This window comes from Cardiobacterium sp. Marseille-Q4385 (assembly GCF_916618745.1).
GTDB lineage: Bacteria > Pseudomonadota > Gammaproteobacteria > Cardiobacteriales > Cardiobacteriaceae > Cardiobacterium.
The window spans coordinates 974,183-1,000,389 of record NZ_OU745373.1; the positions used below are offsets into that span (position 1 = coordinate 974,183).

21 protein-coding genes are annotated in these 26,207 nt (G+C 60.4%); 11 read left to right on the plus strand and 10 right to left on the minus strand.

The genetic code is table 11. From position 1 onward, the window contains the following. Positions 1-147 precede the first annotated feature (147 nt). On the minus strand, positions 148-1,221 hold the full coding sequence (locus LG374_RS04610) for an AI-2E family transporter (protein ID WP_225756597.1): 1,074 nt from the start codon (positions 1,219-1,221) through the stop codon (positions 148-150). 103 nt (positions 1,222-1,324) lie between these two features. Here LG374_RS04610 and LG374_RS04615 point away from each other — a divergent pair, with 103 nt between their 5' ends. Genes LG374_RS04615 through rnhA form a run of 3 tightly spaced genes read left to right on the plus strand, consistent with a single transcriptional unit; the run spans position 1,325 to position 4,886 of the window. Beyond that, the gene (locus tag LG374_RS04615) at positions 1,325-2,383 is read left to right on the plus strand and encodes a hypothetical protein (RefSeq protein WP_225756598.1); all 1,059 of its coding nucleotides are present in this window, start codon (positions 1,325-1,327) and stop codon (positions 2,381-2,383) included. A gap of 24 nt (positions 2,384-2,407) precedes the next feature. Continuing rightward, positions 2,408-4,429: an NAD-dependent DNA ligase LigA gene (ligA, locus tag LG374_RS04620; protein WP_225756599.1), complete on the plus strand. Its 2,022-nt coding sequence runs from the start codon at positions 2,408-2,410 to the stop codon at positions 4,427-4,429. Positions 4,430-4,433: 4 nt separating this feature from the next. Beyond that, positions 4,434-4,886 carry a ribonuclease HI gene (gene rnhA, locus LG374_RS04625; protein ID WP_115610575.1) on the plus strand — a complete coding sequence of 151 codons (453 nt, stop codon included), beginning with the start codon at positions 4,434-4,436 and terminating at the stop codon, positions 4,884-4,886. A 68-nt stretch (positions 4,887-4,954) separates the two neighbouring features. Here the strand turns inward: rnhA and LG374_RS04630 are convergent, their stop codons facing one another. Both LG374_RS04630 and LG374_RS04635 read right to left on the minus strand, forming a co-directional pair. After that, positions 4,955-5,464, minus strand: a complete 510-nt coding sequence (locus LG374_RS04630; RefSeq protein ID WP_225756600.1) for a hypothetical protein — start codon at positions 5,462-5,464, stop codon at positions 4,955-4,957. Positions 5,465-5,552: 88 nt separating this feature from the next. Beyond that, positions 5,553-6,533 (minus strand): malate dehydrogenase, encoded by a 981-nt coding sequence (locus tag LG374_RS04635; RefSeq protein ID WP_225756601.1) that lies wholly within the window; start codon positions 6,531-6,533, stop codon positions 5,553-5,555. A 107-nt stretch (positions 6,534-6,640) separates the two neighbouring features. Here LG374_RS04635 and LG374_RS04640 point away from each other — a divergent pair, with 107 nt between their 5' ends. The 3 genes from LG374_RS04640 (at position 6,641) to truD (ending at position 10,103) form a co-directional block, all read left to right on the plus strand. Next, on the plus strand, positions 6,641-7,321 hold the full coding sequence (locus tag LG374_RS04640) for a hypothetical protein (RefSeq protein ID WP_225756602.1): 681 nt from the start codon (positions 6,641-6,643) through the stop codon (positions 7,319-7,321). Positions 7,322-7,332: 11 nt separating this feature from the next. Continuing rightward, the gene (locus LG374_RS04645; RefSeq protein ID WP_225756603.1) at positions 7,333-9,033 is read left to right on the plus strand and encodes a proline--tRNA ligase; all 1,701 of its coding nucleotides are present in this window, start codon (positions 7,333-7,335) and stop codon (positions 9,031-9,033) included. Positions 9,034-9,107: 74 nt separating this feature from the next. Continuing rightward, the gene (gene truD / locus LG374_RS04650; RefSeq protein WP_225756604.1) at positions 9,108-10,103 is read left to right on the plus strand and encodes a tRNA pseudouridine(13) synthase TruD; all 996 of its coding nucleotides are present in this window, start codon (positions 9,108-9,110) and stop codon (positions 10,101-10,103) included. A 42-nt stretch (positions 10,104-10,145) separates the two neighbouring features. Here the strand turns inward: truD and LG374_RS04655 are convergent, their stop codons facing one another. Then, on the minus strand, positions 10,146-10,352 hold the full coding sequence (locus LG374_RS04655) for a hypothetical protein (RefSeq protein ID WP_225756605.1): 207 nt from the start codon (positions 10,350-10,352) through the stop codon (positions 10,146-10,148). A gap of 168 nt (positions 10,353-10,520) precedes the next feature. Here LG374_RS04655 and LG374_RS04660 point away from each other — a divergent pair, with 168 nt between their 5' ends. Together LG374_RS04660 and LG374_RS04665 are read left to right on the plus strand one after the other, a co-directional pair. Next, positions 10,521-11,015, plus strand: coding sequence for a hypothetical protein (locus LG374_RS04660; RefSeq protein ID WP_225756606.1), 495 nt, complete (start codon positions 10,521-10,523; stop codon positions 11,013-11,015). Further along, entirely contained in the window at positions 11,015-11,521 is a 507-nt protein-coding gene (locus LG374_RS04665; RefSeq protein WP_225756607.1) for a hypothetical protein, read from the plus strand. Before LG374_RS04660 ends, LG374_RS04665 begins: the two co-directional genes overlap by 1 nt. Before the next feature lie 84 nt (positions 11,522-11,605). Here the strand turns inward: LG374_RS04665 and LG374_RS04670 are convergent, their stop codons facing one another. Both LG374_RS04670 and LG374_RS04675 read right to left on the minus strand, forming a co-directional pair. After that, a complete protein-coding gene (locus LG374_RS04670) occupies positions 11,606-12,658 on the minus strand; it encodes a class I fructose-bisphosphate aldolase (RefSeq protein WP_225756608.1) in 1,053 nt (350 codons plus the stop codon). A gap of 200 nt (positions 12,659-12,858) precedes the next feature. Beyond that, the gene (locus LG374_RS04675) at positions 12,859-13,758 is read right to left on the minus strand and encodes a L,D-transpeptidase family protein (protein WP_225756609.1); all 900 of its coding nucleotides are present in this window, start codon (positions 13,756-13,758) and stop codon (positions 12,859-12,861) included. A 218-nt stretch (positions 13,759-13,976) separates the two neighbouring features. Here LG374_RS04675 and LG374_RS04680 point away from each other — a divergent pair, with 218 nt between their 5' ends. Beyond that, a complete protein-coding gene (locus LG374_RS04680) occupies positions 13,977-15,632 on the plus strand; it encodes a formate--tetrahydrofolate ligase (RefSeq protein WP_225756610.1) in 1,656 nt (551 codons plus the stop codon). Positions 15,633-15,759: 127 nt separating this feature from the next. Here LG374_RS04680 and LG374_RS04685 read toward each other — a convergent pair whose 3' ends face one another. The 4 genes from LG374_RS04685 to uvrA all read right to left on the minus strand — a co-directional run bounded on the left by LG374_RS04685 (position 15,760) and on the right by uvrA (position 22,505). Continuing rightward, entirely contained in the window at positions 15,760-17,679 is a 1,920-nt protein-coding gene (locus LG374_RS04685) for a M48 family metalloprotease (RefSeq protein ID WP_225756611.1), read from the minus strand. 156 nt (positions 17,680-17,835) lie between these two features. After that, positions 17,836-18,024, minus strand: coding sequence for a hypothetical protein (locus tag LG374_RS04690; RefSeq protein WP_115610564.1), 189 nt, complete (start codon positions 18,022-18,024; stop codon positions 17,836-17,838). A gap of 3 nt (positions 18,025-18,027) precedes the next feature. Beyond that, entirely contained in the window at positions 18,028-19,131 is a 1,104-nt protein-coding gene (locus LG374_RS04695; RefSeq protein ID WP_225756612.1) for an inner membrane CreD family protein, read from the minus strand. A gap of 539 nt (positions 19,132-19,670) precedes the next feature. Further along, positions 19,671-22,505: an excinuclease ABC subunit UvrA gene (gene uvrA, locus LG374_RS04700; protein ID WP_225756613.1), complete on the minus strand. Its 2,835-nt coding sequence runs from the start codon at positions 22,503-22,505 to the stop codon at positions 19,671-19,673. 169 nt (positions 22,506-22,674) lie between these two features. Here uvrA and LG374_RS04705 point away from each other — a divergent pair, with 169 nt between their 5' ends. After that, the gene (locus tag LG374_RS04705; RefSeq protein WP_225756614.1) at positions 22,675-22,980 is read left to right on the plus strand and encodes a PepSY domain-containing protein; all 306 of its coding nucleotides are present in this window, start codon (positions 22,675-22,677) and stop codon (positions 22,978-22,980) included. Positions 22,981-23,303: 323 nt separating this feature from the next. Beyond that, the gene (locus LG374_RS04710) at positions 23,304-26,072 is read left to right on the plus strand and encodes a J domain-containing protein (RefSeq protein ID WP_225756615.1); all 2,769 of its coding nucleotides are present in this window, start codon (positions 23,304-23,306) and stop codon (positions 26,070-26,072) included. The last annotated feature ends 135 nt before the right edge of the window (positions 26,073-26,207 follow it).

The window sequence follows — 26,207 nt, forward strand, 5'->3', positions numbered from 1 at the left end:
CGGCTGCTCAGGCAGCACAACACGGTAGAAAGGAAAACGTAGAGACGTTGCCTGCAATGTCTCAAAAACCACCCCCTCGCCTATCCCGCTTGGCATAAAAAAACCTCCCCACAGGGGAGGTTTTTTTATGCAGCACAGAGCAGGCATTCAGAGCAGCCCCTGCCGTTTCAGCTCGTTCTTCACATAGGCGTAATACACGGGGGCGATGATGATGCCGCCGATGCCGAAAATGCGCTCGAAGACAACCATCACCAGGAGCAGTTCCCAGGCGGTGGATTCGATTTCCGCGCCGATGATTTTGGCGTTGAGGAAGTATTCCAGCTTGTGGATGACGACAAGGAAGGTAAGCGAGGCCAGCGCCACATAGAGCGAGACGCCGAGACTCAGGATGATGATGACGGCGTTGGAGATGAGGTTGCCCACGACCGGAATTAGGCCGACGATAAAGGCAATCGCCAGCACGGTGAGGCGGAAGGGCAATTCAACGCCGAAGATCGGCAGCACCGCGTAGAGGTAGATGCCGGTGAGGGCGGTATCAATCAGCGAGATTTTGACCTGCGCGATGAAGACGCGCTCGAAGCTGCTCTGGAAGGTGATGACGCGGCGCAGCAGTTCGGCCTTGAACACGGGAATGACGCTGCGATCATGCTGTTTGTGCAAGCGGTGGAAACTGAGCATGGTACCGATAAGGATGCCGATGAGGATGTGCACGAAGATGGTGAGGCTGTTGCGGCTGATGCGGGTCAGGGTGTCGCTGTATTCGCGGATGAGGCCGGAGAGTGTGCTTTTGACTTCATCGAGATTGTCGGGGAGGAGGTTCAGGATAAAGGCGGGCAGGTCTTTGCTGTTTTTGGTGTCTTCGAGAATCGCCGCCAGCTTGCCGAGCATCACCCCGATGCGTTCACCGCTCAGCAGCTGAAAGGCGCTCAACGCGAACAGGAAAATGCCGAGCAGCACCAGGCCGATGGTCATGGTGGAGGAGAAAAGGTTGATGTGGCGCATGCTGGCGAAGCGTTGCAGTACGGTGTGACGCGGCAGCAAGCGGCGGCAGAGCCAGAGGATGAGGCCGTTGGTGCGGGTGATGAAGACGAAGGTGAGGATGATGGCGAGCAGGAGCGGCAGCAGGTGGTATTGCAGCACCGCCCACAGGGCGAGGGTCATCAGCAGGTAGGAAACGTTGCGGTAGAGCGCGTTATCGGACGGAGGCAGGGTGTGAGGCATGGTCATCAGGTAAAAAAACGGGGGGCGGGATTATAGCGGTTCCGCCTGCCGCGCGGCTTGCCCTGCGTGCTACCATGCCGCCCCCATCCGCAAGGAAACTCCGATGACCGCACCTGTTCCCGGCGATATTTTTGCCGCTTATTCCCCTCTCGGTGATTGTTATACCGCCTATCAATTCATCCGCTATCAGGAAACGAAGGCCAATCAACTGGCCACGACGCATATCCTGCCTTTTATCGGTTTTTATGCCCGCCCGGAGGATATCGATATTCATCATTTGACGCTGCCGCAAAAGCACATGATGTATGTCGGCGGACAGCATCATCAAACCGCCTTTCATGCGATTGAAGCTTTACACGGCTATATTCCGCAGGATCATATCCGCATCGGCCATTTGCCGCTCTTTGCCGATACCGAGCCGGTGATTTATGGCGGCAATATGAATGCCCCCGCCTTTATTCCTCAGGAAAACCGTGTGGCGCCTTATGACCGTCCCGTCGATAGCAGCGCCTGGCAGCACGATAGGGTGTTTGACATGGCTGCCTTTGTTGCCGCGCAGCCGCAGACGCGAGTATTGATCATGCGCAATGTCACGATTCTGCATTTCGAGAAAGTGACGCAATTAAGCCGATTGCGCGCGATTTCTTTTTTCGATGTGCGGATAGAAGCCGAGGTGATTCCCGATTTGTCGCTGTTGCCGGATTTGAATTTTGTCTGGATGGCGGGGGTGCCGCATGGCATCGGCAGTGCCGTGAAAAAGCAATTGCAGGCGCTTGCCAAGCAACGACCGCAGCGCATTACCTATGAAATGACCAAGTTGCGCAAACCGGAATGGTATGCCGCCTATGCGGACAATCCGTTATTTGCCTTTACCGAAGCGGAACATATTCCGCTGAAAGAGGCGAAAAAAGCCGTCAAGATTTATCAGGACACGCTCAAGCAGGCATTGGCTTTGCCCGCCGTCGCCCTGCAAGCCGGGCTGGAGCGCCTTGCTGCCGACTACGCCGCTGCTTTTAATCCGTTCGCCTGGATCGAAACGGAAGAACGCGAGTTGATCTGCGCCGCCTATTGGCAGATTGCCCATCTCGCCGCTGGGAAACACGGCGCAGAGGCTGATCTGGAAGCGGTACAAGCGGCCATTGACCGCGTGCGCGACTGGTGAACCCTCTCAGTAAAGGAACTTTGCATGACCGACCCGATTGAAGAACTGCGCAATACGATCCGCGCCCACGACCACGCTTACTACGTCCTCGATAACCCGACCATCGCCGATGCCGAATATGACGCGCTGATGCAGGAACTGCGTGCACTGGAAGCAGCCAGCGGCGCGCCGGTGCCCGATGATTCGCCCACCCGCCGCGTCGGCGGCAAGGCAGATGGCGCTTTTGCCCCCATCACCCATGCCGTGCCGATGCTGTCGCTGGATAACGTCTTCAACGCCGAGGATTTCGCCGCCTTCTACCGTCGCTTGCAAGAGCGCCTTGGCAGCGACGCGCTGCTGCATCTCTCCGCCGAGCCGAAATTCGACGGCCTCGCCATCAACCTGCGTTACGAAAACGGCGTACTGACCCGTGCGGCGACCCGTGGCGACGGCGCGACCGGCGAAGACGTGACCGCCAATGTGCGTACCATCCGCGCCATCCCTTTGCGCCTTTTGAGCGACACCCCGCCCGCCGTCATCGAAGTGCGCGGCGAAATTTATATGCCGAAGGCGGCCTTTACCGCGCTGAACGCGCAAGCCCTGCAAGCTGGCGGCAAGACCTTCGCCAACCCGCGCAACGCCGCCGCCGGCAGCCTGCGCCAGCTTGATCCCGCCATCACCGCCACGCGCCAGCTCAGTTTCTTCGCTTACGGCTACGGCGCGCACGACGGCTTTATCCTGCCCGCGACCTACACCGAGCTGCTCGCGCAATACCGCGCCTGGGGCCTGCCCGTCTGCCCGCTGCAACGCGCGCTCACCGGCGCGGATGCCGCCGCCGCTTATATGGTGGACATGGCTGCGCACCGCCACGACCTGCCTTATGAAATCGACGGCATTGTCTATAAGGCTGACCGTTTCGCCGAACAGCAGACCGCCGGATTCGTCTCGCGCGCGCCGCGCTGGGCGGTGGCGTGGAAATTCCCGGCAGTGGAAAAAACCACCATCGTCGAAGCCATCGACGTGCAAGTCGGCCGCACCGGCGCCGTTACCCCCGTCGCCCGCCTGCAAGCGGTGGAAGTCGGCGGCGTCACCGTCACCAACGCTACCCTGCACAACGCCGACGAAGTGGCGCGCAAGGACGTGCGCGTCGGCGATACCGTCTTCGTACGCCGCGCCGGCGACGTCATCCCCGAAATCGTCAAAGTTGTTCTGGAAAAACGCCCCGCCGACAGCCAGCCTTTCACCATGCCGACGCACTGCCCAATCTGCGCCTCCGAAGTCATCCGCCCCGAAGGCGAAGCGGTGGCACGCTGCTCCGGCGGCCTGCACTGCCAGGCGCAACGTGTGCAGGCGCTGATCCACTTCGCTTCGCGCAAAGCGCTGGATATCCAGGGGCTTGGTGACAAACTCATCGAACAAGTCGTGGCGAATGGCAGCGTGCAAAGCCCCGCTGACCTTTTCCGCCTGACGCTGGACGACTGGTCGGCGCTGCCGCGCATGGCGAGCAAATCGGCGCAGAACGTGCTGGACGCGCTAAATGCCGCAAAAGAGACGACGCTGTCCCGCTTCATCTACGCCCTCGGCATCCGCGAAGTCGGCAACGTCAGCGCCGAACTGCTCGCCCGCCACTACCGCGAACTGCCTGCACTGCTCGCCGCCGACGAAGAAGATTTGCAGGCCATTGACGGCATCGGTCCGGTGATGGCGCAGTACATCCGCCACTTCTTCCTGGATGACGCCAACCTCGCCGTCATCGCCGACTTGCAGGCCGCCGGTGTGCACTGGCCGGCAGTGGAAGCGCCTGTTGTCAACGCAGACAGCCCGCTCGCCGGTAAAACCGTGGTCATCACCGGCACCCTGCCGACGATGAGCCGCGATACCGCTGCCGCCCACGTCGCCGCTCTGGGCGGCAAAACGAGCAGCGCCGTGTCGAAAAAAACCGACTACGTGCTGGCAGGCGACAAAGCGGGCAGCAAACTGACGAAAGCACAGGAGCTCGGCGTCGCCATCATCGACGAAGCGCAATTATTGGCGTGGCTGGGCGAGCATTCCCACCACGCGGAGTAAATCCATGAACGACGACAACATCCTGCACATCTACACCGACGGCGCCTGCAAGGGTAATCCCGGCATCGGCGGCTGGGGTGCGTTGCTCTGCTACGGCCCGCACCAGAAAACGCTGAACGGCGCAGAAGCGCTGACCACCAACAACCGCATGGAGCTCACCGCCGCCATCGAAGCGCTACGCGCCGTCAAGCGCGCCTGCCCCATCGTCATCAGCACCGACAGCAGTTACCTGAAAAACGGCATTACCCAATGGCTGGCGGGCTGGAAGCGCAACGGCTGGAAAACCGCCGACAAGAAACCGGTGAAGAATATCGAATTGTGGCAGGCGCTGGACGCTCTGGTCAGCCAGTATCAAATCGAATGGCGCTGGGTAAAGGGACACAGCGGCCATCCCGGTAACGAAATGGCGGATCAACTGGCCAATGAGGCTATCCGCGCCTTGCAGCAGGGCGGTTAAGCGTGGCACCGTCCGTACTCGACATCGGTGCCATCAACCAAAGCAGCGGCGCTAACAAGCGGCGCAATTCAGCGCCGTAGCCGATTGCGGTACGCATTGTGCAGCGAGCAGTAGGTGGCGCTTTCGTCTGTCTGCATAATCTCGAAGCGGTGGATGATGCCGCTGTTGCGCCAATAACGGAGGCGGAGGGTGGTGGCGCTGCTCAGGGCAAGATGGGTGTCGAGACTGATACGCAGACTGTCGCCGCTGTCCGGCAAAATCAGGCGCTGGGCGAAAAGACGCGGGCGGGAACGATCGCAGCTTTCCAGGATAAAGTCGTGAACGGTGCGCGTCGTGGCGCCGCCGATAAGGTCAAGCCCGACAGGTGCGAGATGGAAAACGGCAGCGTATAAAGCGAGGGCGGCAGCGATCAGGCGCTGTTTCGGCGCATAAAGCAGCCAGGCCCCGCCGAGCAGGGCGATGCCGCCGAATGCGCGGGCGCAGAATGCAGCCATGCCTTCCTCGGGGAAAAGGATTTTCAGCGCAATCCAGCCGAGAGTGGACATGAGGCTGATGCCGCTGATGAAATGTCGCAACATGGGGGAAGCGTGAGACGAATAGACAAAAGCCCCGCCGAAGCGGGGCTCACAATTCTCCGCACAGTCTGCGGAAACTTTGCCGAAAGGGTTATTTGAGGAGATGTTCGATCGCAGCGCGTTCTTCACGCAGTTCGGCGGCGGTCGCATCCATTTTTTCACGGCTGAAGGCATCTATTTCCAGCCCCTGGACAATTTCGTAGTCGCCGTTTTTGCAGCGGCAGGGATAAGAATAGATGATGCCTGGGGCAATGCCGTAGGAACCGTCGGCAGGCACCGCCATGCTGACCCAGTCATCGCCCTGCGTGCCCAGCGCCCAGGTGCGCATGTGGTCAATCGCAGCGGAAGCAGCAGAAGCAGCGGAAGAAGCACCACGCGCCTTGATGATGGCGGCGCCACGTTGTTGCACGACGGGGATGAAGGTGTCCTTATACCAGGTGTCGTCCACCAAGCCTTTTGCTGCCTTGCCTTTAACGGTGGCATGGCTGATATCCGGGTACTGCGTGGAAGAGTGGTTGCCCCAGATGGTCATCTTGGCGACGTCGGTAGTGTGGGTGCCGGTTTTTTCGGCGAGTTGCGACAGGGCGCGGTTGTGGTCAAGTCGGGTCATTGCCGTGAAATTGCGCGGGTTGAGATCCGGCGCAGCCGCTTGCGCAATCAGCGCGTTGGTATTCGCCGGGTTACCGACCACCAGCACTTTGACGTCGCGCGAAGCGTGATCGTTCAGCGCCTTGCCTTGCGGCCCGAAAATGGCGCCGTTGGCAGTGAGCAGGTCTTTACGTTCCATACCGGGACCGCGCGGACGGGCACCCACCAGCAGGGCATAGTCGGTATCCTTGAAGGCTACGCTAGCGTCATCGGTCGCGACAACACCGGCGAGCAGCGGGAAAGCGCAGTCATTGAGCTCCATCACTACGCCTTGCAATGCACCCAGCGCCGGCGTAATTTCCAGCAGTTGCAGAATAACGGGCTGATCCGGCCCCAGCATATCGCCAGCAGCGATGCGGAAGGCCAGTGCATAACCGATATTGCCGGCGGCGCCGGTAATGGTGACACGGACGGGATTTTTCATGTGGATGCTCCGGTTGTTGAAAAAATGGGCAAAATGATTATAGCAGGATAGATTCTTGCCGAACAGTAATGTAGAATGCTTGCGTCCCTTCAGATAAGGAATTCACTATGTTTTTGAGAACTTCTGTATTGGCCTTCGCCGTGTCTTTCGCTGTTGCCAGCTCCGCGCAACAAGCGGCAACGTCGTCACCAGGCGATGGTAGCAATCCGCCCGCTCCGGAGATTTATCGCAACCCCAATGCCCAGCCGCAGCAGATTTTTTACAAGTGGTACTCACGCGGTCGTGCGCACTACGCAAAATATGCACCACGCGGTGTAAAAAACGTTATCAAAATTAATGGACAGGGGATGCTGGTCAGCGAACGTCCTGATAACAACACGTTTGCGGTTCTGCGTCCTGTACGTCCGGCAACGCCTAATGCACAAAATGCTAATGGCTCACAACCTTTGCCTGAGGGCACTATCACTCGCGAACAGCGTTGTGCAACGGCACGAAAAGATCTGGATACATTAAGTAAGCCCAAAGTTTTTCAGGATGATGGCAAAGGCAACTTGGTTCCGCTTTCGGCAGATGAAATAAGTGAGCGGAGCAAAATGGCTCAAGGCATTATTGATCAATTTTGTAACCCACAACCTAGTGTGCCTACCATTGGCGGTAGCCGTCCTCCGGCAGCCGGCAGCAGACCTGCACCCGGCGCATTGCCGCCACCTGCAGCACCCAGAAACCAACCACCGCAGCAACAAATGCCGGAAATGCCGGGTGATGTCCAGGGCAAAGAACGAGGATAAGACACAACACTATGCGCCTCTCACAATTCTGGCTCACCACGCAAAAAGAAACGCCGGCTGATGCAGAAGTTATCAGTCACCAACTGATGCTGCGTGCCGGCATGATCCGGCAAGCGGCGCTCGGCATATATTCCTGGCTGCCGCTGGGTTTACGAGTGCTGCGCAAAGTGGAGCAGATCATCCGCGAAGAAATGAATCGCGCCGGTTCGCTGGAAATTCTGATGCCGAGCGCCCAGCCTGCCGAATTGTGGCAGGAATCCGGGCGTTGGCAGGCGTATGGTCCGGAATTGCAACGTTTTATCGACCGTCATGAGCGCGAATACTGCCTGGGACCAACGCACGAAGAAGTCGTTACCGACCTGATGCGGCGTGATCTGTCCAGCTACAAGCAGCTGCCGCTCAACGTCTATCAAATCCAGACCAAATTCCGCGATGAAATCCGCCCGCGTTTTGGGGTGATGCGGGGTCGGGAATTCCTGATGAAAGACGCCTACTCTTTCCATCTTGACGAAGCCAGCCTGCAAGACACCTACCAAACCATGTTTGACGCCTACTGCCGCATCTTCGAACGTCTTGGCTTGGATTACCGTCCGGTACTGGCGGATAACGGCTCCATCGGCGGCACCGGCTCACACGAATTCCACGTTTTGGCGGCAACAGGCGAAGACGCCATTGTCTTTTCCACCAACGGCAACTATGCCGCCAATATCGAAAAAGCCGAGGCACAGCGCCCCGCCCAAATCCGCCCCGCTCCAAGCGCTGCGATGGAAAAACGGGAAACCCCGCACTGCAAGACCATTGCCGCCTTGGTCGAAGATTATGGCGTGCCAATTGAGCGCATCATCAAAACCCTGATGGTCGCCGGGGCGGAAGGTGGCGTCGTTGCCCTTATCATCCGTGGCGATCACGAACTCAATGCCATCAAGGCAGAACACCTGCCGGAAGTTGCCGCCCCATTGCGCATGGCCGAAGAAGCCGAAATTCGCGCTGCGCTGGGAGCAGGCGCCGGTTCCCTCGGCCCAGTCGGGGCAAACGTACCGATGATCGTGGATTACGACGCGGCGGTGATTGCCGATTTTGCGGCTGGTGCCAATGAAGACGGCTACCACTATTTCAACATCAACTGGGAACGCGATGTTCCCCTGCCCAAAATTGCCGACCTGCGCAACGTCGTCGAAGGCGATATGGCCCCTGACGGTAGCGGCACTCTCGCCATCCGGCGCGGCATCGAAGTCGGACACATCTTCCAGTTGGGAAAAAAATACTCCGAAGCAATGGGGCTGAAAATACAACTGGAAGACGGTGGCTCAGCTACCCCGCTGATGGGCTGCTACGGCATCGGTGTTACCCGTGTGGTTGCCGCTGCCATTGAGCAAAACCACGACGAACGCGGCATCATCTGGCCGCAGGCCATTGCCCCCTTCACCGTGGTCATCCTGCCGCTCAACGCTGCCAAATCGCCGGAAGTACAGCGTGCCGCCGAAACGTTATACGAACAACTGCTACAAGCCGGTGTGGATGTTGTGCTTGATGATCGCGGTAAACGTCCCGGTGTCATGTTTGCCGATATGGATCTCATCGGTATTCCGGAGCGGATCGTCATTTCGGACAAAACACTGGCCAACGGCGAAGTCGAATACAAACACCGCCGCTGCGAAAGTGCCGAAATGGTGCCGCTTGACGCTATCTTCGCCCGCCTGACCCAGGCATAAGCAAGCCATACCCAACCCAGGCCGTGATTCCCCGTGACTCACGGCTTTTTTTATCCACCTTGCGAGAACACACCATGAGCAAACCCACCGCCACCATCAAACAGCAACCGAGCGATTTTCATGTTGCCGAGCAGCTTGGCTTTGCCCCCAACGGACAGGGCGAACATCTGTGGTGTTATGTGGAGAAAACCGGCCTGAATACCGCCTATCTCAAACGCGAATGGGTGAGACTGCTTGGCTGCGCGCAAAAAGACATTGCCCACAGCGGTCTTAAAGACCGCCACGCCGTCACCTGCCAATGGCTGTCACTACCCGCCAAATACGGCACCCACCTGCCGGATAGCGGAGAAGGCTGGCGCATCCTGACACGCGCGCACAATGACCGCAAACTGCGCATCGGCACACATCGGGCTAACGAATTTACCCTTATCCTGCGCGATGTGCAGGGCGAACGCGCCGCTATCGACCATGCGCTTGCCGCACTGGCGCATGACGGCTTTGCCAACCTCTTCGGCGACCAGCGCTTCGGACACCACAATCTGCAAAAAGCCCGACACTGGGTTGAGCGCGGCGAACTGCCCAAAAAACACGACGAACGTGCCCTGGTGCTGTCCGTCCTGCGCGCTGACTGCTTCAACGCCCAACTGCAAGCCCGCATGGCGGCCAACACCCTGCACACACCACAAGCAGGCGACCGCGCCCTCCTGCGCGGCAGCAACAGCCATTTTCTCATTGAAAGTGTGGATGAAACCCTGCTGGAGCGCCTGCATAGCGGCGATATCGCACTCGGCGGCTGGCTACCCGGCAAGGAAAACAAACCGCTGCCGCCGGCAACGAAAACCTGGCTGGATAACGCTGATGCCGCCACACAAGCCGCCGTGCACTACCTCTGCCGCCATGCTGACAGCGGCTGGCGCGCCTTCACCGCCCGCGCACAAAACCTGCACCACGACTGGCAGGATGCGCACACCCTGTCACTCACATTCACCCTGCCGCGTGGCAGCTACGCTACAGCATTGCTGGCCGCCCTCTTTACCATTCATGATGCGGCGGAAAGCAAGCGGACATAAAAAAACGCAGCAAATGCTGCGTTTTTTATACGGATAAAAGATTCAGCCTTTACTCACGCTCACACTGCCATCGGCATTACGCAATGCGCTGACAAAAGCGTCCGCATCGAAAGAATCATCGTGGGTCACGACCACATTGTCATTATTGATATTGACCCAGCGGACACCTGCAATAGCCATGCCGGCGTCTTTGAGGGCATCTGCATTTGCCGGGGTCAGACCGGCTGCTTTAAATAAGGTTTGCGCCATGTTGTACTCCATTGATTAAGGGGAATGAAAACATGAATGACGATGCAAGCATTGTGCCAAAAGCCATCGTTAACCGATGAAATTCCACGTGTTTTTCAAAACAACATCATGAGCCTAAAATGATCATCCGCCTTGTCGCCCTCCGTCATCCCACCACCGGACACTGCCATGAACTTCTTCGAAAATCTCCTCGAAAACTTCCGCGAAGCCCCCGCCCTCACCGCCTGCGTCGTCTTTTGCGCCGCCGCCATCTTCTTCCTGCCCGATGAAGGCCGCATCGCCCTGCTGAAAAACCTCAGCGTCGGCGTCTTTGCCATCCCGCTTGGCATTCACATCTGGCGGAGAAGCAGACTCGATCACCTCGACGAAGGCTTCCCGCTCTTCACCACCCTCATCTTCCTCGCCGGCGGGGCCTACCTCGCCGTGCCGGCGCTGATCGACCTGCACCGCCCGCGTGTGACTGTTACCACCGAAGATTTCCACATCAAATGGCACAACTGCAAACATTGCTACGACAGCCGCTACCGCCTTGTCCTGCCGGAAAAACACGCCGAACTGGTGCTGGAAAAGAAACGCGTCCGCCCGTTGCAAAGCGCCCATGAAATCCGCGTCGAATACTGGCCGAAGAGCGACATCATCTACAAAATCGAGATCCTGCGCTGATGCCCCTGCCGCACAATTTTGCCGACCTTTATCGCGAAGCGCCTGTTTTCGCCGCTTGTGGTGCCGTCTATTTTGCCTGCGACATCTTCCTGCCAAACGAAGGCTGGCCCGCCCTGCTGCGCCCGCTCTTCCTGGCCCTTCTGCTTATTCCCTGCGCACGCTATCTGTGGCGCACCCGCCGACATGACCGCCTGGGCTGGCGTTACCAATACCCCCGCCTCTGCGTCGCTGCCGCAGGCACCGCTGCCATCATCATGGCCGCGCCCGTCTGCCTTGACCTCGTCGGCAGCAGCCGAAACCTGAGCACACGCGATTTCCACATCCGTGAGTCAATGCCTGACCGCGACAGCAGCGGCGATTTCCGCCTCGTTCTACCCGCCATCCGGCAGGATTTCCCTATTGATAACCGCCACTACCACCCGCTCAACCGCGCCACGAAGATCCGCGTCGCCTACTGGCCGCAGAGCGGCATCATCCAACGCATCGACATCCTGCAAAGCCGTTGAGCGGCACGAATCACTACTGGACAGCGACCTTCCTTCCATAAAAAACGGGGCGCACGGCCCCGTTTTTGATATTGCCGACACCCCTCAAGCGATGGTGATGCTTTTATCAAGATAGACATCCTGCACCGCATGCAGCAGCGCGACGCCTTCGTCGAAAGGTTTTTTGAAGCATTTGCGGCCAAGGATGAGGCCCATGCCGCCCGCGCGTTTATTGATGACGGCGGTACGTACCGATTCCGCCTTGTCGTTCGCGCCGCCTGCTGCGCCGCCGGAGTTGATGAGGCCGATTCTGCCCATATAGCAGTTGGCGAGCTGGTAGCGGGTGAGGTCAATGGGGTGGTCGGTGGTGAGTTTGCTGTACACCAGGTCGTCGGTGTTGCCAAAGCCGATTTTGCGATAGCCGTCGTTGTTCACCGCCTGTTTCTGTTTGACGATGTCCGCGCCGATGGTCACGGCGAGGTGGTTCGCCTGACCGGTGAGGTCGGCGGCGCTGTGGTAATCCACACCGTCGTGCTTGTAAGCGGGATTGCGCAGATAGGCCCAGAGCACGGTGAGCATTCCCAGCTCATGCGCACGGGTAAAGGCTGCGGCAACTTCTTCTATCTGACGACGGCTTTCCGGCGCGCCAAAGTAGATGGTGGCACCGACGGCGACCGCGCCAAGGTCGAAGGCCTGTTCAACGGTGGCGAACATGGTCTGGTCGTGCAGCGGCGGCAGGGTCAGGGTTTCGTTGTGGTTGAGTTTGACCAGGAACGGGATTTTGTGCGCGTATTTGCGCGCGACGCTGGCGAGTACGCCGTAGGTAGAGGCGACCGCATTGCATCCACCTTCGATGGCGAGTTTGACGATGTTCTCCGGATCAAAGTATTGCGGGTTGACGGCAAAGGAAGCGCCAGCCGAGTGTTCGACCCCCTGATCCACCGGCAGGATGGAAATGTAGCCGGTACCAGCGAGGCGGCCGTGGTCAACGATTTGCTGATAGGCGCGCAGCACGGCAGGCGAGCGGTCATTCTGCGCGAAGACGCGGTCGATGTAATCGGGGCCGGGCAGATAGAGGTTTTCTTTGGGAATCGCGGTGCAGCGGTGGTTGAGCAGGGTGTCGGCTTCTTGGCCAAGCAGTTGTTGCAAGTCTTGCATGATGAATCTCCGTACTAAGGGTGGTATGGCACGCGGTCGCCTGCGCACGAAGTCCAGAGGTTGCCGGAGGGCTGTCGGTACGGGTGGGCGGGAGACCGTCGAACCGCTGCGCAGTATAGCGCGTGGAAAGACGATGTTCACTGCCGCCGCCGGGCACAAAAAAAGCGCCTGACGGCGCTTTTTTATCGAGGGCTGTGAGGTTATTGGTAATAGGCGACTTCGACCGGCATACCGCTTTCTTCGCGCACCACTGCATCGATGAGATCGTTTTCGACACGCAGACCGCGTGAGGCGACGCTTTTATGTACGGTGTCGCGTGCTTCGGCGATGTTCTGCTCAAGGGTGCGCGCGTCCTCGCCCAGCGGTGCGTGAAATTCGAGGTACATGCTGTCGCCGAACCAGCCCACTTTCATCGGCTGGTTAACGATGTTGACCTGGGTGCCGACGCCCACCATGCCAAAGAGTTCTTCGATACCTTCCGGGTAGAGGCGGATACAGCCGTGCGAGACGCGCATACCCACACCTTCGGGCTTGTTGGTACCGTGCAGCAGGTAGGACGGGTTGGAGAGGCGCATGGCGAAGAGACCGAGCGGGTTATCCGGACCGGCGGGGACGACGGCGGGCAGCGGGTCACCGTTCGCCGCGTGTTCGGCGCGGATAGAAGCGGGCGGGGTCCAGGTCGGGTTGGCGCGTTTTTCCTTGATGCTGAGGATGCCTTTCGGGGTACCCCAGCCTTCACGACCGATGCCGATGGCGAAGACGTGAACGACATTGCTGTTCGGCGGGTAGTAGTAGAGACGCATTTCCGGCAGGTTGATGACGATGCCTTCGCGCGGCGCGTCCGGCAGGATGAAGCGGGTCGGTAGCAGGACCTGTTCGCCTTCACGCAGGTAGAGGCCATCCACGCCCTGGTTGGCGTGTTCCATCGCGTCGTAGCCGATGCCGTATTCACGGCCGATGTCGTAGAAAGTTTCGCCCTGCTTGGCGCTGATTTGCTGCACCTGGCCGATGACGTTGATGTCTGACGGCGGCAGGTCATATTTCTCGGCGAATGCCGTCGCCGCAAGCAGGACGGTTGCAGCGAGAAGAGTCTTTTTCATGGGGGCTCCGGTTATCTCGGGTTAACTGGTATTAAGCGGGGCTTTATATCAGGTCATGATGTGTCAGGCTAATGAGCGGATTTTCACGAAAACACCCTATTGCACGCCGCCTACCATCTGCGCGGACTGAAATACGCAACAGCTTCACCTATAATCACCCGCAAACACATAAAGCCACACAACTGCCACGAAATTCTCAATCTAATACGGAGCTAACCATGACCGACGCCGACATCGCCCGCCAGGCCACCATGCAACCCATTGACGCCATCGCCGCCAAAATCGGCATCAGCGCCGACGAACTCGAACACTACGGTAAATACAAAGCAAAAATCCGCCCGCGCGCGAGCGACAAGCCGGGCAAACTTGTCCTCGTCACCGCCATCAACCCGACACCGGCGGGCGAAGGCAAAACCACGGTCACCATCGGCCTTGCCGACGCCCTGAACCGTCTCGGCAAAAAAACCGTCATCGCCGTGCGCGAACCCTCGCTCGGCCCCGTCTTCGGCATCAAGGGTGGTGCGGCCGGCGGCGGCTACGCGCAAGTGCTGCCGATGGAAGACATCAACCTGCATTTCACCGGCGACTTCCACGCCATCGGTGCCGCCAACAACCTCCTCGCCGCCCTCATCGACAACCACATCCACCACGGCAACGCCCTGGAAATCGATCCGAAGCGCGTCACCTGGCGCCGCGCAGTGGACATGAACGACCGCCAGCTGCGCAACATCATCAGCGGTCTCGGCAAAAGCGTGGACGGCACCCTGCGCCCGGACGGCTTCGACATCACCGTGGCGAGCGAAGTCATGGCCTGCTTCTGCCTCGCGCGCGACCTTGACGACCTGAAAAACCGTCTCGGCGACATGATCGTCGCCTGGAACAAACGCGGCGAACCCGTGTACGCCCGCGACCTGCACGCACAAGGCGCAATGGCGGCGCTGCTCAAAGACGCCGTCAAACCCAACCTCGTGCAAACCATCGAAGGTACGGCGGCGCTGGTGCACGGCGGGCCGTTCGCCAACATTGCTCACGGCTGCAACAGCCTTATCGCCACCCGCACCGCCCTCGCCCTCGGCGACTACACCGTTACCGAGGCAGGCTTCGGTGCCGACCTCGGCGCGGAAAAATTCATTGACATCAAAAGCCGCAAAGGCGGCCTCAAACCCGATTGCGCCGTCATCGTTGCCACCGTGCGCGCCCTCAAATACAACGGCGGCGTCGCCAAAGACGCGCTCACCGCCGAAAACGTGGACGCGCTCGGCAAAGGCCTGCCGAACCTGCTGAAACACATCGCCAACCTCAAAAACGCCTTCGGCCTGCCGGTCGTCGTCGCCATCAACCGCTTCGTCAGCGACACTGATGCCGAACTCACCCTCATCGAAAAAACCTGCGCCGAACACGGCGCGAAAGTGGCCCTGTGCGAAGTGTGGGCACACGGTGGCAAAGGCGGCGAAGACCTCGCCCGCGCCGTCATCGACGCCTGCGAACAAGGCGAAAGCCATTGCGCCCCGCTTTATCCGGACGATATGCCGCTCGTCGACAAAATCCGCACCATCGCGCAGAAAATCTACGGCGCGGCGGACATTGCCCTGAGCGACGACGCGCGCAAAACCCTCGCTGATCTGGAAAAACTCGGCTACGGCAACCTGCCCGTGTGCATGGCAAAAACCCAGTACTCGCTCTCCGACGACCCGAAAGCGCTGGGCTGCCCGCAAGGCTTCACCCTGCACATCCGCGAAGTGCAAATCGCGGCGGGTGCGGGCTTCGTCATCGCCATCACCGGCAGCATCATGAAAATGCCGGGCCTGCCGAAAGCCCCCGCCTCGAACAACATCGACGTGGATAAAGACGGCAACATCACCGGCCTCTTCTAAGTATTCGCCGGATACACGAGAAACCCGCCGCGAGGCGGGTTTTTGCTGCGCGGAAGCAGGAACTAGCCCGCTTGGCGGGCGCAGTAATGACGCCGCTTGGCGGCCTCAACCCGCCGCAAGACTCTTTTCACGTTCTTGATGGTGGGCTGAAGCCTATTCTGCGCAAGAACCCGATATTTATCCCGCGTTGGCGCTTTTGTGGCGGCGGCGGCCCCGTCAGGATCTGTTGCAGGGCAAAGCGCAGGTAAGCCTGTTGCAGGGTAATTTCCGCTTTGCTGCGGTAATGGAGGTTCAGGGTGATGAGCAGATAGCGCCGAAAGATAGGGGCGAGGCGGCGCAGCGCCTCGCAGTGGTGGCAGAGTTGCAGGCCGGTTTTGCTACTGCCGGTATCGAGCGGCTGCCAGGCGGGCGTTTGCCCAAGCGGCAGGGCGCTGACTTCCAGCAGGTCCTCGTAGGTCGCTTGCGGATTCGGGTCGTCGGGGTCGTCGCAGGCGAGGAAGTTGTAGAGCCAGGCGATGTCGGCTTCGTGAGCGCGGTAATCGACGCCGCGACCAGTGATGCAGGTGGCGCGCCAAGCAATGAAGGCGGCGAGCTCATAGCGGCTGAGTTGGCCATCGTGCTCAATGAGGTGGCGAATGATGGGGTCGAGACGGTGCTTTTCGGCGATGTCGAAGGTGAACGCAGCGCGGCTGAGGTGAGCGGTGAGGGCGAGGCGCAGCAGCGGCTCACTTTGCGCGATGATGTCATAGGCGCGGCGGCAGGTAAAAAGACGTTCGCTGGGGAGGAGGCCCGCGCGTTCAAGATCAGCCAGTGCTGTGCCGCTGTGATAGGCGAAGATGGCGAGTAGCGCGGCGGCGGGGTCGGTAGGCGCAGGACGCAGTTCGGCAGCGAGGAGGCGGTCGTAGGCGGCAAGCGGGTAGGCGGGGTTCGGCTCGGGTGGCGGTGCGACGGGGCGCAGCGGGGTCGCGGCGCGGCTGCTGCGGCAGGCGTTGATGCGGGCGAGAATGGCGGGCAGGTCGGCATCGCTGATGTTGCCGCCCCAGGTCCGGATGCGTTCGCGCAGGGTGGGGTGGGTGCGTAACCGCCGCCAGCCCGGGCGACGGTAGTTAATGAAGTAGATGTGGGCGCGGTCAGGCGGTGGACGGCGCGGGTGGATGCCCTGTTGTTGCAGTGCCCAGGCTTTTTGCAGCGCGCCGATGAGGGCGGCGGGGTCACGGGTGTATTGCACGGCGCGGGCGTCCGCCATGGCTTCGCGCCGGCGGGCAAAGGCGGCTTGCAGGAGGCGGCCATAGAGGTAGAGGATGCTGATGTTGATACCGAATTGGTCTTTTTCGGGGCTGTCGCTGAGACCGCTCAGGCTGAGAACCTGGGTATCGGGGTCGGTGTAGAGCCGTTCTTGTTCTTCACGGCTGCCGGTGGCGAAGTAACCGGCAAGCATGGCGCTGAGGCGGTTGTAGAGCGCGGGGTCGCCGTTTTCGATGTGGCCGAATTCGTGGCCGAGGACGGCTTGCAGTTCGTCGCGCGTGAGGTTGTCGAGCGCACCCCGGCTGACGGCGAGGGCCAGGCTGTCGCCCGCGCCGCTGAGGGCGAAGGCGTTGATGCTGTCATCATCGCGCAGGACGTAGGCTGCGGGGGCAGGGATACCCGCAGCGAGGCTGAGTTCGGCAACGAGGTTAACGTAGCGGTTCTCCAGCGGATCATCATCGGGGCGGGCGGGACTGCCACCGAGGGCTTCGGCCTGTTCGCCCGCGCTTTGCTGCCCCAGCTCGCGTTTTCTGCCGTTATAGGCCTTTAACAGTTTGAAGACGGGCAGGAACACGGCAATGACAGCGACGCCAAACAGCACAAGCATCATGAGGTTGTTGAGACCAGCGTCGGGGCCGGTTGCGTTTGGCGTCATGAAGAGGGCCGCCATGAAGATGAAGAGCGGCACGATGATGATGAGGTAGCAAAGATAGCTGACGAGCGCCCCCAGCCAGAAGGCGAGGTGCAGACGGCGGCTGGCGCGCTTGGCGCGGCGATGTTTATCGAGGAAACGGGTGGGCATGGTGCTCTCGCAACAGAATGGGCAGATGGATTATAGCGAGACCCCTGCATCTCTGTGGGTGCGGCACCAGGGGGTAAGCGTGCACTTATCCCGCCTGGCGGTTTTTTTGTCCTGCGGACAAACCCTGCCAAGCGGGATAAAACCCAGGATTGTTGTTCAACGCCGTCCGCGCAGGTAGAGGATTTTGCCGTCGCCGCCGCTGATAATCATGCGGCAGGCGGGGCTTTGGATGCCGTAGCAGCCGTTTTCTTCAGCGATGGTGAGCGGTGCGGTCGGCAGTTGGTAGCGGGCAAGAATGGCGGTCGCGAAGCGGCGGGCGTCCCGGATGGTGGGCAGGCGGCGCATGGTTTAGTCCTCCTTTTTGGCTTTCAGGTTGTACCAGTCGAAGTTCCTGGTGCCGTACATCGTTGCGGCCAGGGCGGCAAAGAGCAGCAGGCTGCCGGCGAGCAGGGTGTATTCCTGGCTTTGCAGCAAGAGGTAGAGCACGGCGTAGGCGAGCGCGAGGATGCCGCCGAGGGTCAGGGCGCGGCTCGCACTGCCCAGCACGGCGCTGAGGTAGCCCGCGATAAGTCCGTTGCAGGCAAGCGCCGCAAGGACGTAGGCGGCGGTAAAGCCGATTTGCTCGCCGAGCGAGAGCAAGAGCAGGTAGAAGATGATGACCGCTGCGCCGACGAGGGTGTATTGCACGGGGTGGATGCGCAGGCCACGCAGGGTCTCGAAGAGGAAGCAGCCACCGAAGGTGATGATCAGGAAGAGGACGGCGTATTTGCTGCTGCGCTCGGTGAGGCGGTAGAGGTCGAGGCGGTTATCCAGGGTTTGGATCGCGCCGGGCTTGGGCGGGGTGTCCACCTGGGTGATGTTCTCGCGCGCGTGAGCCGCGTAGTGCTGGCGGTCGTTGATGATGCCGCTGAGTAGCTGCACGGCAATCAGCAGGATGGCGCTGATGACGGCGATGATGATGAGTTTTTGTGTGGTGTTTTCCATGTGGGGATTCCGGTGTGGGTGAGTGTGTAGTGTCGCGCCGTCAGTCCCGCCTTGCTTGAAGGCATCGTGAAGTGTCGGTGAATTTTCGTGCGGCAGGGTGAGCAGGGCGGCGACGGCGTGGATGCCGGCGAGGAGGACGGCGGGGTAGGTGATGGCAGCGGTGCTGACGCGTCCGCTGGTCAGGAGGACGAACGCGAGGGGGACGCAAAGCCAGGCACAGGCTCCGCTTGCGGCGGCAAGCAGGATGCCGCGCGTGTCGCGGCAGGCGCGACGGCGGGCAAGGAAGATGCCGCTGAGGACGGCAGGGGCGGGGTAGAGCAGCGTCGCGATGCAGGCGAAGATGAGGGTTTGCCGGTTATTGCCGCCAGCGAGTGGCAGCAGGACGAGCGCGGCGAGCAGGATGCCGAGGCAGGTGACGCCGGTAAAGCGGGTAATGACGCCGCCGGGATAGGGGGGTTGATGAGTCATGATGGGTTTCCATTGAGGGGGAAACCAGTATGGCGCGGTGCGGTCGGCGCTGTGTGAAGCGGTGGTGAAGTGTGTGGGGATTTTGGCGTGGGACAGGATGACGCCAGATTTGGCGCGGGGGCAGTATTTACGCCGCTTGGTGGCTTTTATTCCCCTTCCGCCGCAGTGCGACATTTTCCTACGCCAACGGGGAAGGGATTGGGGGTGTTTGCCGCGAGCCAGTGTTTACGCCGCTTGGCGGGATTTGGTACAGGATGATTGTTAGGATGGAGACGTTGCAGGCAACGTCTCTACATGTTCCTTTCTGCCGTAGTGCGGTCGTGCTATCTGAACAGCCGCCAAGCGGCGTCATTGCTGGGTTCACCAAGCGGTGTAGTTACTGGGCTCGCCAAGACTGAGCACGCGCACAAGTTCTGTGTTGTCCCGCTTGGCAACTTTTATTCTCCCCCTTTCGTCGCTGCGCGGCACTTCCCCCGGCAGCGGGGGAAGAGATTGGGGCGTTTGCCGCGCGCCCAGTGTTTACGCCGCTTAGCGGCGTTTTATGGGTCTTCGCGCGCAAGCAGCGGTTTGAGGAATTGGCCGGTGTAGCTCTTCGGGTTGGCTGCGATTTGTTCCGGTGTGCCGACGGCGATGATTTCCCCGCCGCCGCTGCCGCCTTCCGGACCCAGATCCACGATCCAGTCGGCGGTTTTGATGACGTCGAGGTTGTGTTCGATGACGACGATGGTGTTGCCGCCGTCGCGCAGGCGGTGCAGCACGTCCAGCAGTTGCCGCACGTCGTGGAAGTGCAGGCCGGTGGTCGGTTCGTCGAGGATGTAGAGGGTGCGGCCGGTGTCGCGTTTGGAGAGTTCGCGCGCGAGTTTGACCCGCTGCGCTTCGCCGCCGGAGAGGGTCACGGCGTTTTGCCCGAGGCGGATGTAGCTGAGGCCCACGTCGAGCAGGGTTTGCAGTTTGCGTTGCAGCGCCGGGATGTTTTCGAAGAAGTGCCAGGCTTCTTCGATGTCCATGTCCAGCACGTCGCTGATGGTTTTACCTTTGTAGGTAATGCCGAGGGTTTCGCGGTTGTAGCGCGCGCCGTGGCAGATGTCGCAGGCAACGTACACGTCCGGCAGGAAGTGCATTTCGACTTTGATGACGCCGTCGCCCTGGCAGGCTTCGCATCGGCCGCCTTTGACGTTGAAGGAGAAGCGCCCCGGCGTGTAGCCACGCGCGCGGCTTTCCTGGGTGCCGGCGAAAAGGTCGCGGATGGCGGTGAAGATGCCGGTGTAGGTGGCGGGGTTGGATCGGGGGGTGCGGCCGATGGGCGACTGGTCGATGTTGATGATTTTGTCGAACTGGTCGAGGCCGGTGATGCGTTCGTAGGGCGCGGGGTCGTCGCCGGCGCGGTTGAGGTGTTTAGCGGCGGCTTTGGCGAGCGTTTCGTTGACAAGGGTGCTTTTGCCGCTGCCGGAGACGCCCGTCACGCAGGTGAGGAGGCCGAGCGGCAGTTCGAGGTTGATGTTTTTCAGGTTGTGACCGCTGGCGCCGTAGAGGTGCAGCAGGCGCTTGTTGTCGCGCGGGGTGCGCGTGGCGGGCACGGCGATGGTTTCGCGGCCGGAGAGGTATTTGCCAGTGAGGGAATCGGGGTGGGCGCTGATTTCGGCGGGGGTGCCCTGCGCGGTGATGGCACCGCCGTGGATGCCGGCACCGGGGCCGATGTCCACGACGTAATCGGCGGCACGGATGGCGTCTTCGTCGTGTTCGACGACGATGATGGTATTGCCGAGGTCACGCAGGCGCAGGAGGCTTTCGAGCAGGCGGGCGTTGTCGCGCTGGTGCAGGCCGATGGAGGGTTCGTCGAGGACGTACATGACGCCAACCAGTCCCGCGCCGATTTGCGAGGCGAGGCGGATGCGCTGTGCTTCACCGCCGGAGAGGGTTTCGGCGCTGCGGGCGAGGGTGAGGTAGTTGAGGCCGACGTTGTTGAGGAAGCCCAAGCGGTCGCGGATTTCTTTGAGGATTTTGGCGGCGATTGCCCCGCGCGCGCCGCTGAGGTTGAGGTTATCCGCCCAGCGCTGTGCGTCGGCGATGGACCAGCGGTTAATGTCGGGCAGGGTGGTGTCGTCGATGTAAACGTGGCGGGCGGCGCGGTTGAGGCGGGTGCCATGGCAGGCGGGGCATTCGCGGTTGTTGAGGAACTGGCTGATTTCGTCGCGGACGTTGGCTTTGTCGGTCTCGCGGTAGCGGCGGTTCATGGTGGTAATGATGCCTTCGAAGGTGGCTTCGCGCAGGCGCACCGCACCGCCCGCGCCGATGCTCGGCATGGGGATTTTGGTGTCGCCGCTGCCGTAGAGGACGAGGTTCTGGATGTGTTCCGGCAGGTCTTCGAAGGCGGTGTTTTCGAGGTCGAAGTCGTAATGCGCGGCGAGTGCCTGCATTTGCGGGTAGAAGTAGGGGGTGCGGCGGTCCCAGCCTCGCACCGCACCGGCGGCGATGGAGAGGTAGGGGTGCATGATGACGCGGGCGGGGTCGATGAAGCTGTTCACGCCGAGGCCGTCGCATTCGGGGCAGGCGCCATGCGGGTTGTTGAAGGAGAAGAGGCGCGGTTCCAGCTCGCTCAGGGCGTAGCCGCAAACGGGGCAGGCGTATTTGGAGGAGAAGGTGTGCGTCGCGCCGCCGTCGTCCATGGCAACCAGCTGGACAATGCCATCAGCGAGACTGAGCGCGGTTTCCAGCGATTCGGCGAGGCGCTGCGCGATGCCGTCGCGGTTGACGAAACGGTCAACGACGACGCCGATGTCGTGCTTGCGTCGCCCGTCAATGGCGGGCAGGGTATCGAGATCGTAGGTTTCGCCGTCAATGCGCGCGCGCACGAAGCCCTGCTGGCGGATGTCCTGCAACAGTTTGCTGTGTTCGCCCTTCCTGCCCTGCACCAGAGGCGCAACCAGCATCCAGCGGCTTTCCGGCGGGAAGGCGAGGATGCTGTCCACCATCTGGCTCACGGTCTGCGCGTTCAGCTCGATGCCGTGTTCCGGGCAGCGCGGAATGCCGACGCGGGCGAAGAGCAGGCGCAGGTAGTCGTGGATTTCGGTGATGGTGCCGACGGTGGAGCGCGGGTTGTGCGAGGTGGATTTTTGCTCGATGGAGATGGCAGGCGAGAGGCCTTCGATGTGATCCACATCGGGCTTGTCCATGATGGAGAGGAACTGGCGCGCGTAGGCGGAAAGGGATTCGACGTAGCGCCGCTGTCCTTCGGCGTAGATGGTGTCAAAGGCGAGCGAGGATTTGCCGCTGCCGGAAAGACCGGTGATGACGATAAGCTTGTCGCGCGGCAGGTCGAGGTCGATATTTTTCAGATTGTGGGTGCGCGCGCCGCGTATGGCGATAGTGTCCATGTGAGTTCCGTATGGGTGAAAGGAAATATGATAAACCTTGCGCGCAAATGCCGTTACATAGCCGACACACAGCCGTATGCGTACGCTAATTTTCCCCTAACACAGGCCCGCCATAATGCGCAGCGTCGGCACCGCCCGACGACTCTTTTAAATCATTAAGGAGCCTTATATGAACCCCCTTCTCTTCGCAGGCAGCATTATCGCCGCTACTTTCGCCTTCGCCTCTGCCCCTGCTCTCGCCGATGATGATGACGCCTACTACGCCCGGCACCGCAAGCAGTTCATCACACACGAACGCGCCGCGCAGATTGCCCGGCAGGCCGTGAAAGGCGGACGTGTCACCAGCGTGGAATTTGATCACGAAGCCCGCGACGACCATTTCGATGTGGATGTGCGTACCGCCGATGGCCGCGAGTACGACGTAAAAATCGACGCACGCAGCGGCAAAGTGCGTTACGTCAAGCGGGACGATTAAATCCGCCGCCTATTCCAACAGCGCCACCCCGGCGCTGTTTTTTACGCCACTTGACGGGCGTAGGGCTGGCTTCAGCCCGCCGGGCAGGCATCGCCTGCTTTTTTGCATTTCGGGTAAACGCGGCCGCCAAGCGGGGTGAACTACGCACTTTTGCTTTTGAGACGTTGCAGGCAACGTCTCTACGAACCCCAGTATTTACGCCGCTTGGCGGTCCCAGTAATGACGCCGCTTGGTGGCCCCGGTAACCACGCCGTTTGGTGGCAGGATGGGATACGCGGCAGGGTGGGATAAGATGACGCCCCTGTTTACTACCCGCTCCCGCTATGAATTGCTGGCAAACCCTCGGCATCGCGCCGACCGGCGACGAAGCCGCCATCAAGACCGCCTACGCGGCACTCATCCGCCAACACCGTCCTGACCGTGATCCGGCAGGCTTCCGCCGCGTCCGCGCCGCTTACGAAGAAGCCCTGCGCCTGCGCCACCACTACGAAAACCGCCGCGACGAACCCCGCCGCCCCACGGGCTGGATGCCGGGCAAGCCGCCTGCTAGCGTCGCGGACAGTCGTGATAACAGCGTCAGCCCGCATGATCCCAGCCAGCCCTACCCGCTCGCTGAACCCGCCGCGCACAACTACCGCGATACCCCGCCCGCTGCCCCGGAACAACCTTACCCGCTCAGTGAGCCCGCCGCGCATGACTATCAGGACGGCAGCGCCCAGCCCACCTTTACCCCTTTCGAAGCCACCGTCCTCTTGCAGCAACTGCAACAGGCATGGCAGGGGCAGGACGACGCGCAACTGCTTGCCATCTTGCAAAGTCAGGCTGTCGAACCGGCACTCAGCAGCATCGACTTCCGCATCGACTATATTGCTGCTCTCAGTACCTTTTTCTACACGCACCGCGATCATCCTCTCAGCTACTTCTGGGCGCATGGACAATATCAACTTGGCCGTAACGACAGTTACGAACAGCAGCTTGCCGATTACTTGGAAGATTGCGAGATGGACTGGTGGAACAGCAATTCCGATGCCGATCTCTGCCGCCTCCTGCAACAACAGGCGGCAGAAGCGGCCCATGACATCATCGCCATCCATACCGCATGGCGCAGCCGCATGGCTGAATTTCTGCACAATAGTCTGACCTGCCCGCACAGTTACTACTGGGCAAGAGCCCGCTACCCTGAGGCTTTGCCTGAGCCTATCCCGCCTGTCTATAAAGATTACCCTGACGAACGCATTACTGAATTTGCCCGCGCCCTGACAGAAACAACGGATGATGACTCGCTGATAGCTCTGCTCGAAAATCAAGCCGCCGATCCTATTCTTGCCTATCCGCCTGCACGCCGTGACTACCTCACAAAACTTGTCATCCTTCGTAACGATTGGCACAACCGCCCCTCCGCGAACCACTGGCTGGAAACACACTACACCCTGCCCAACCTCAGCTTCGCTGACAAACAGCGCATCTATCTCAAATTGCTAATTGCCGACTGGCAGGATGCAGACGATGCCGAGCTACTTGACATCCTGCAAGCGCAAGCCTGCCGTCCAAGCCTTGAACACATTGATCTGCGCGGCGACTATGCCGCCGCCCTGCAGGCCCACCTCATGCAGCGACACCTGCCGCAAAGCACCCTGTGGGCGGATACCCATTACCAGCTTGGCCGCCACGACCCCGCCTGGCAGCAGCAGCGGCAGCTCGCATACATTGCCGAGGGCGACCATGCCTCCTTCATCGCCAGCCTTGATGACGCCTACCCCAACCTTGCCGCTTGGCTGGAAAAAACACCGCTGCGCCGCTACGCATCACTGTGGCGCGACTGGGCGGCAACGCGCATCCACCCCGCCTGCCGTGATTGGCAACGCCTGCGTACTGCTCTTGCCACCAGCATTCTCGCCATTCCCACTTACCGCTCGACGTGGCACAGAATCCGTCCCGTCCTCTTTGCCGCCGTCCTCATCCTTATCTTCCTTATCAGTAGTGCCGACATAGAAACTGTTGCCCCGCAAGAAGCCTTGCGCAGCATCATGATGCCAGTCTGCCTCTGTGTCTGTATCGTATTTGCACGGCTCACCTGGCCAAACAGGCCCATTACCTGCGATCCTGATCGCGTCCTCTTCAATGCCTGCCCGCCCTTGCGTATCCTACATGATCACTGTCGCCTCTTTCCCCAGGCGAGCTATTGGTTCGCTACAGATACTGTTATCGGCGTCATCATGTACCGCAGTGCCAACCAATTACTGCCATCATTCATGCCGCAACATCTCGTCTATACTCTCGGCACACTGTGGCTGATTGGCCGCATCGCGCAAACCCTGTGGCAATATAAACGCGCATTTGCCGCTGGCTGGCGTGCCATCTCCATCGAAGCCGACGGCAAAGAAATCTACTACATCCCCACCATAATCTGCCTGATCACCCTTTATACCAGCAACCCTCTGGTTCCGTGGCTACACAGCCTAGGGCTCAGTGCAGAGGCGGAAATGCCCGGCACCCGTACCCTCCGCATCATCACTCTCACCCTGGTAGCCATCATCTACCTCATTTACCTGTTGCGCATTCCGCTGGAAGAAAGCGCATTGCGCCGCGCCCTGTTCGATAACGGCTGCCTTGCCGTCCTCATCAGCTTGACCTTCGCCGCCTGCTACAACGAATCCGTTGCTTACATCATTGCGCTTGTCATGGGTCCCGTGACCGCACTGACCACCACCTACTACTATCGCGCATCACAACTTGCAGAAGACATCACCCAACTATTTGCACACCTTGCCACGGCCATTTTCTACCCGCTGTACGCGTCTGCCTGGTACTTCCCCCTGAGCACACAAATACCGCATAACGCGGCGCTGCTCACCGCACTCTTTCTTGCAGGTCTGACCCTCTACTACTGCCATCCCAGTGTCCTCTTCATCAAGGCCATCCTGCCCAATATCCTCTACTACCTCACCCGCACCTTGCTCTACCTCTTCACCGCCCAGGCGGCCATGCTCATCGCCGTGGTGCTCTTGGGTATCACGGGCAGTGCCATTCCTGCTGCCGCTTTTCTTGCCCTCATCGTCCTGCACATACTGGCTTCATGGAAAGCCGCATAAGCCGCGCCCCTTCCCAAACATGCCACAATATTCAGCCGCTCCATATCTTCCCCGCATCATGCCCATCCACATCCTCGCCCAATTCATCACCGCCCGGTGGCACCACGACAAATGGCAATACCAGCCCTTCTGGGG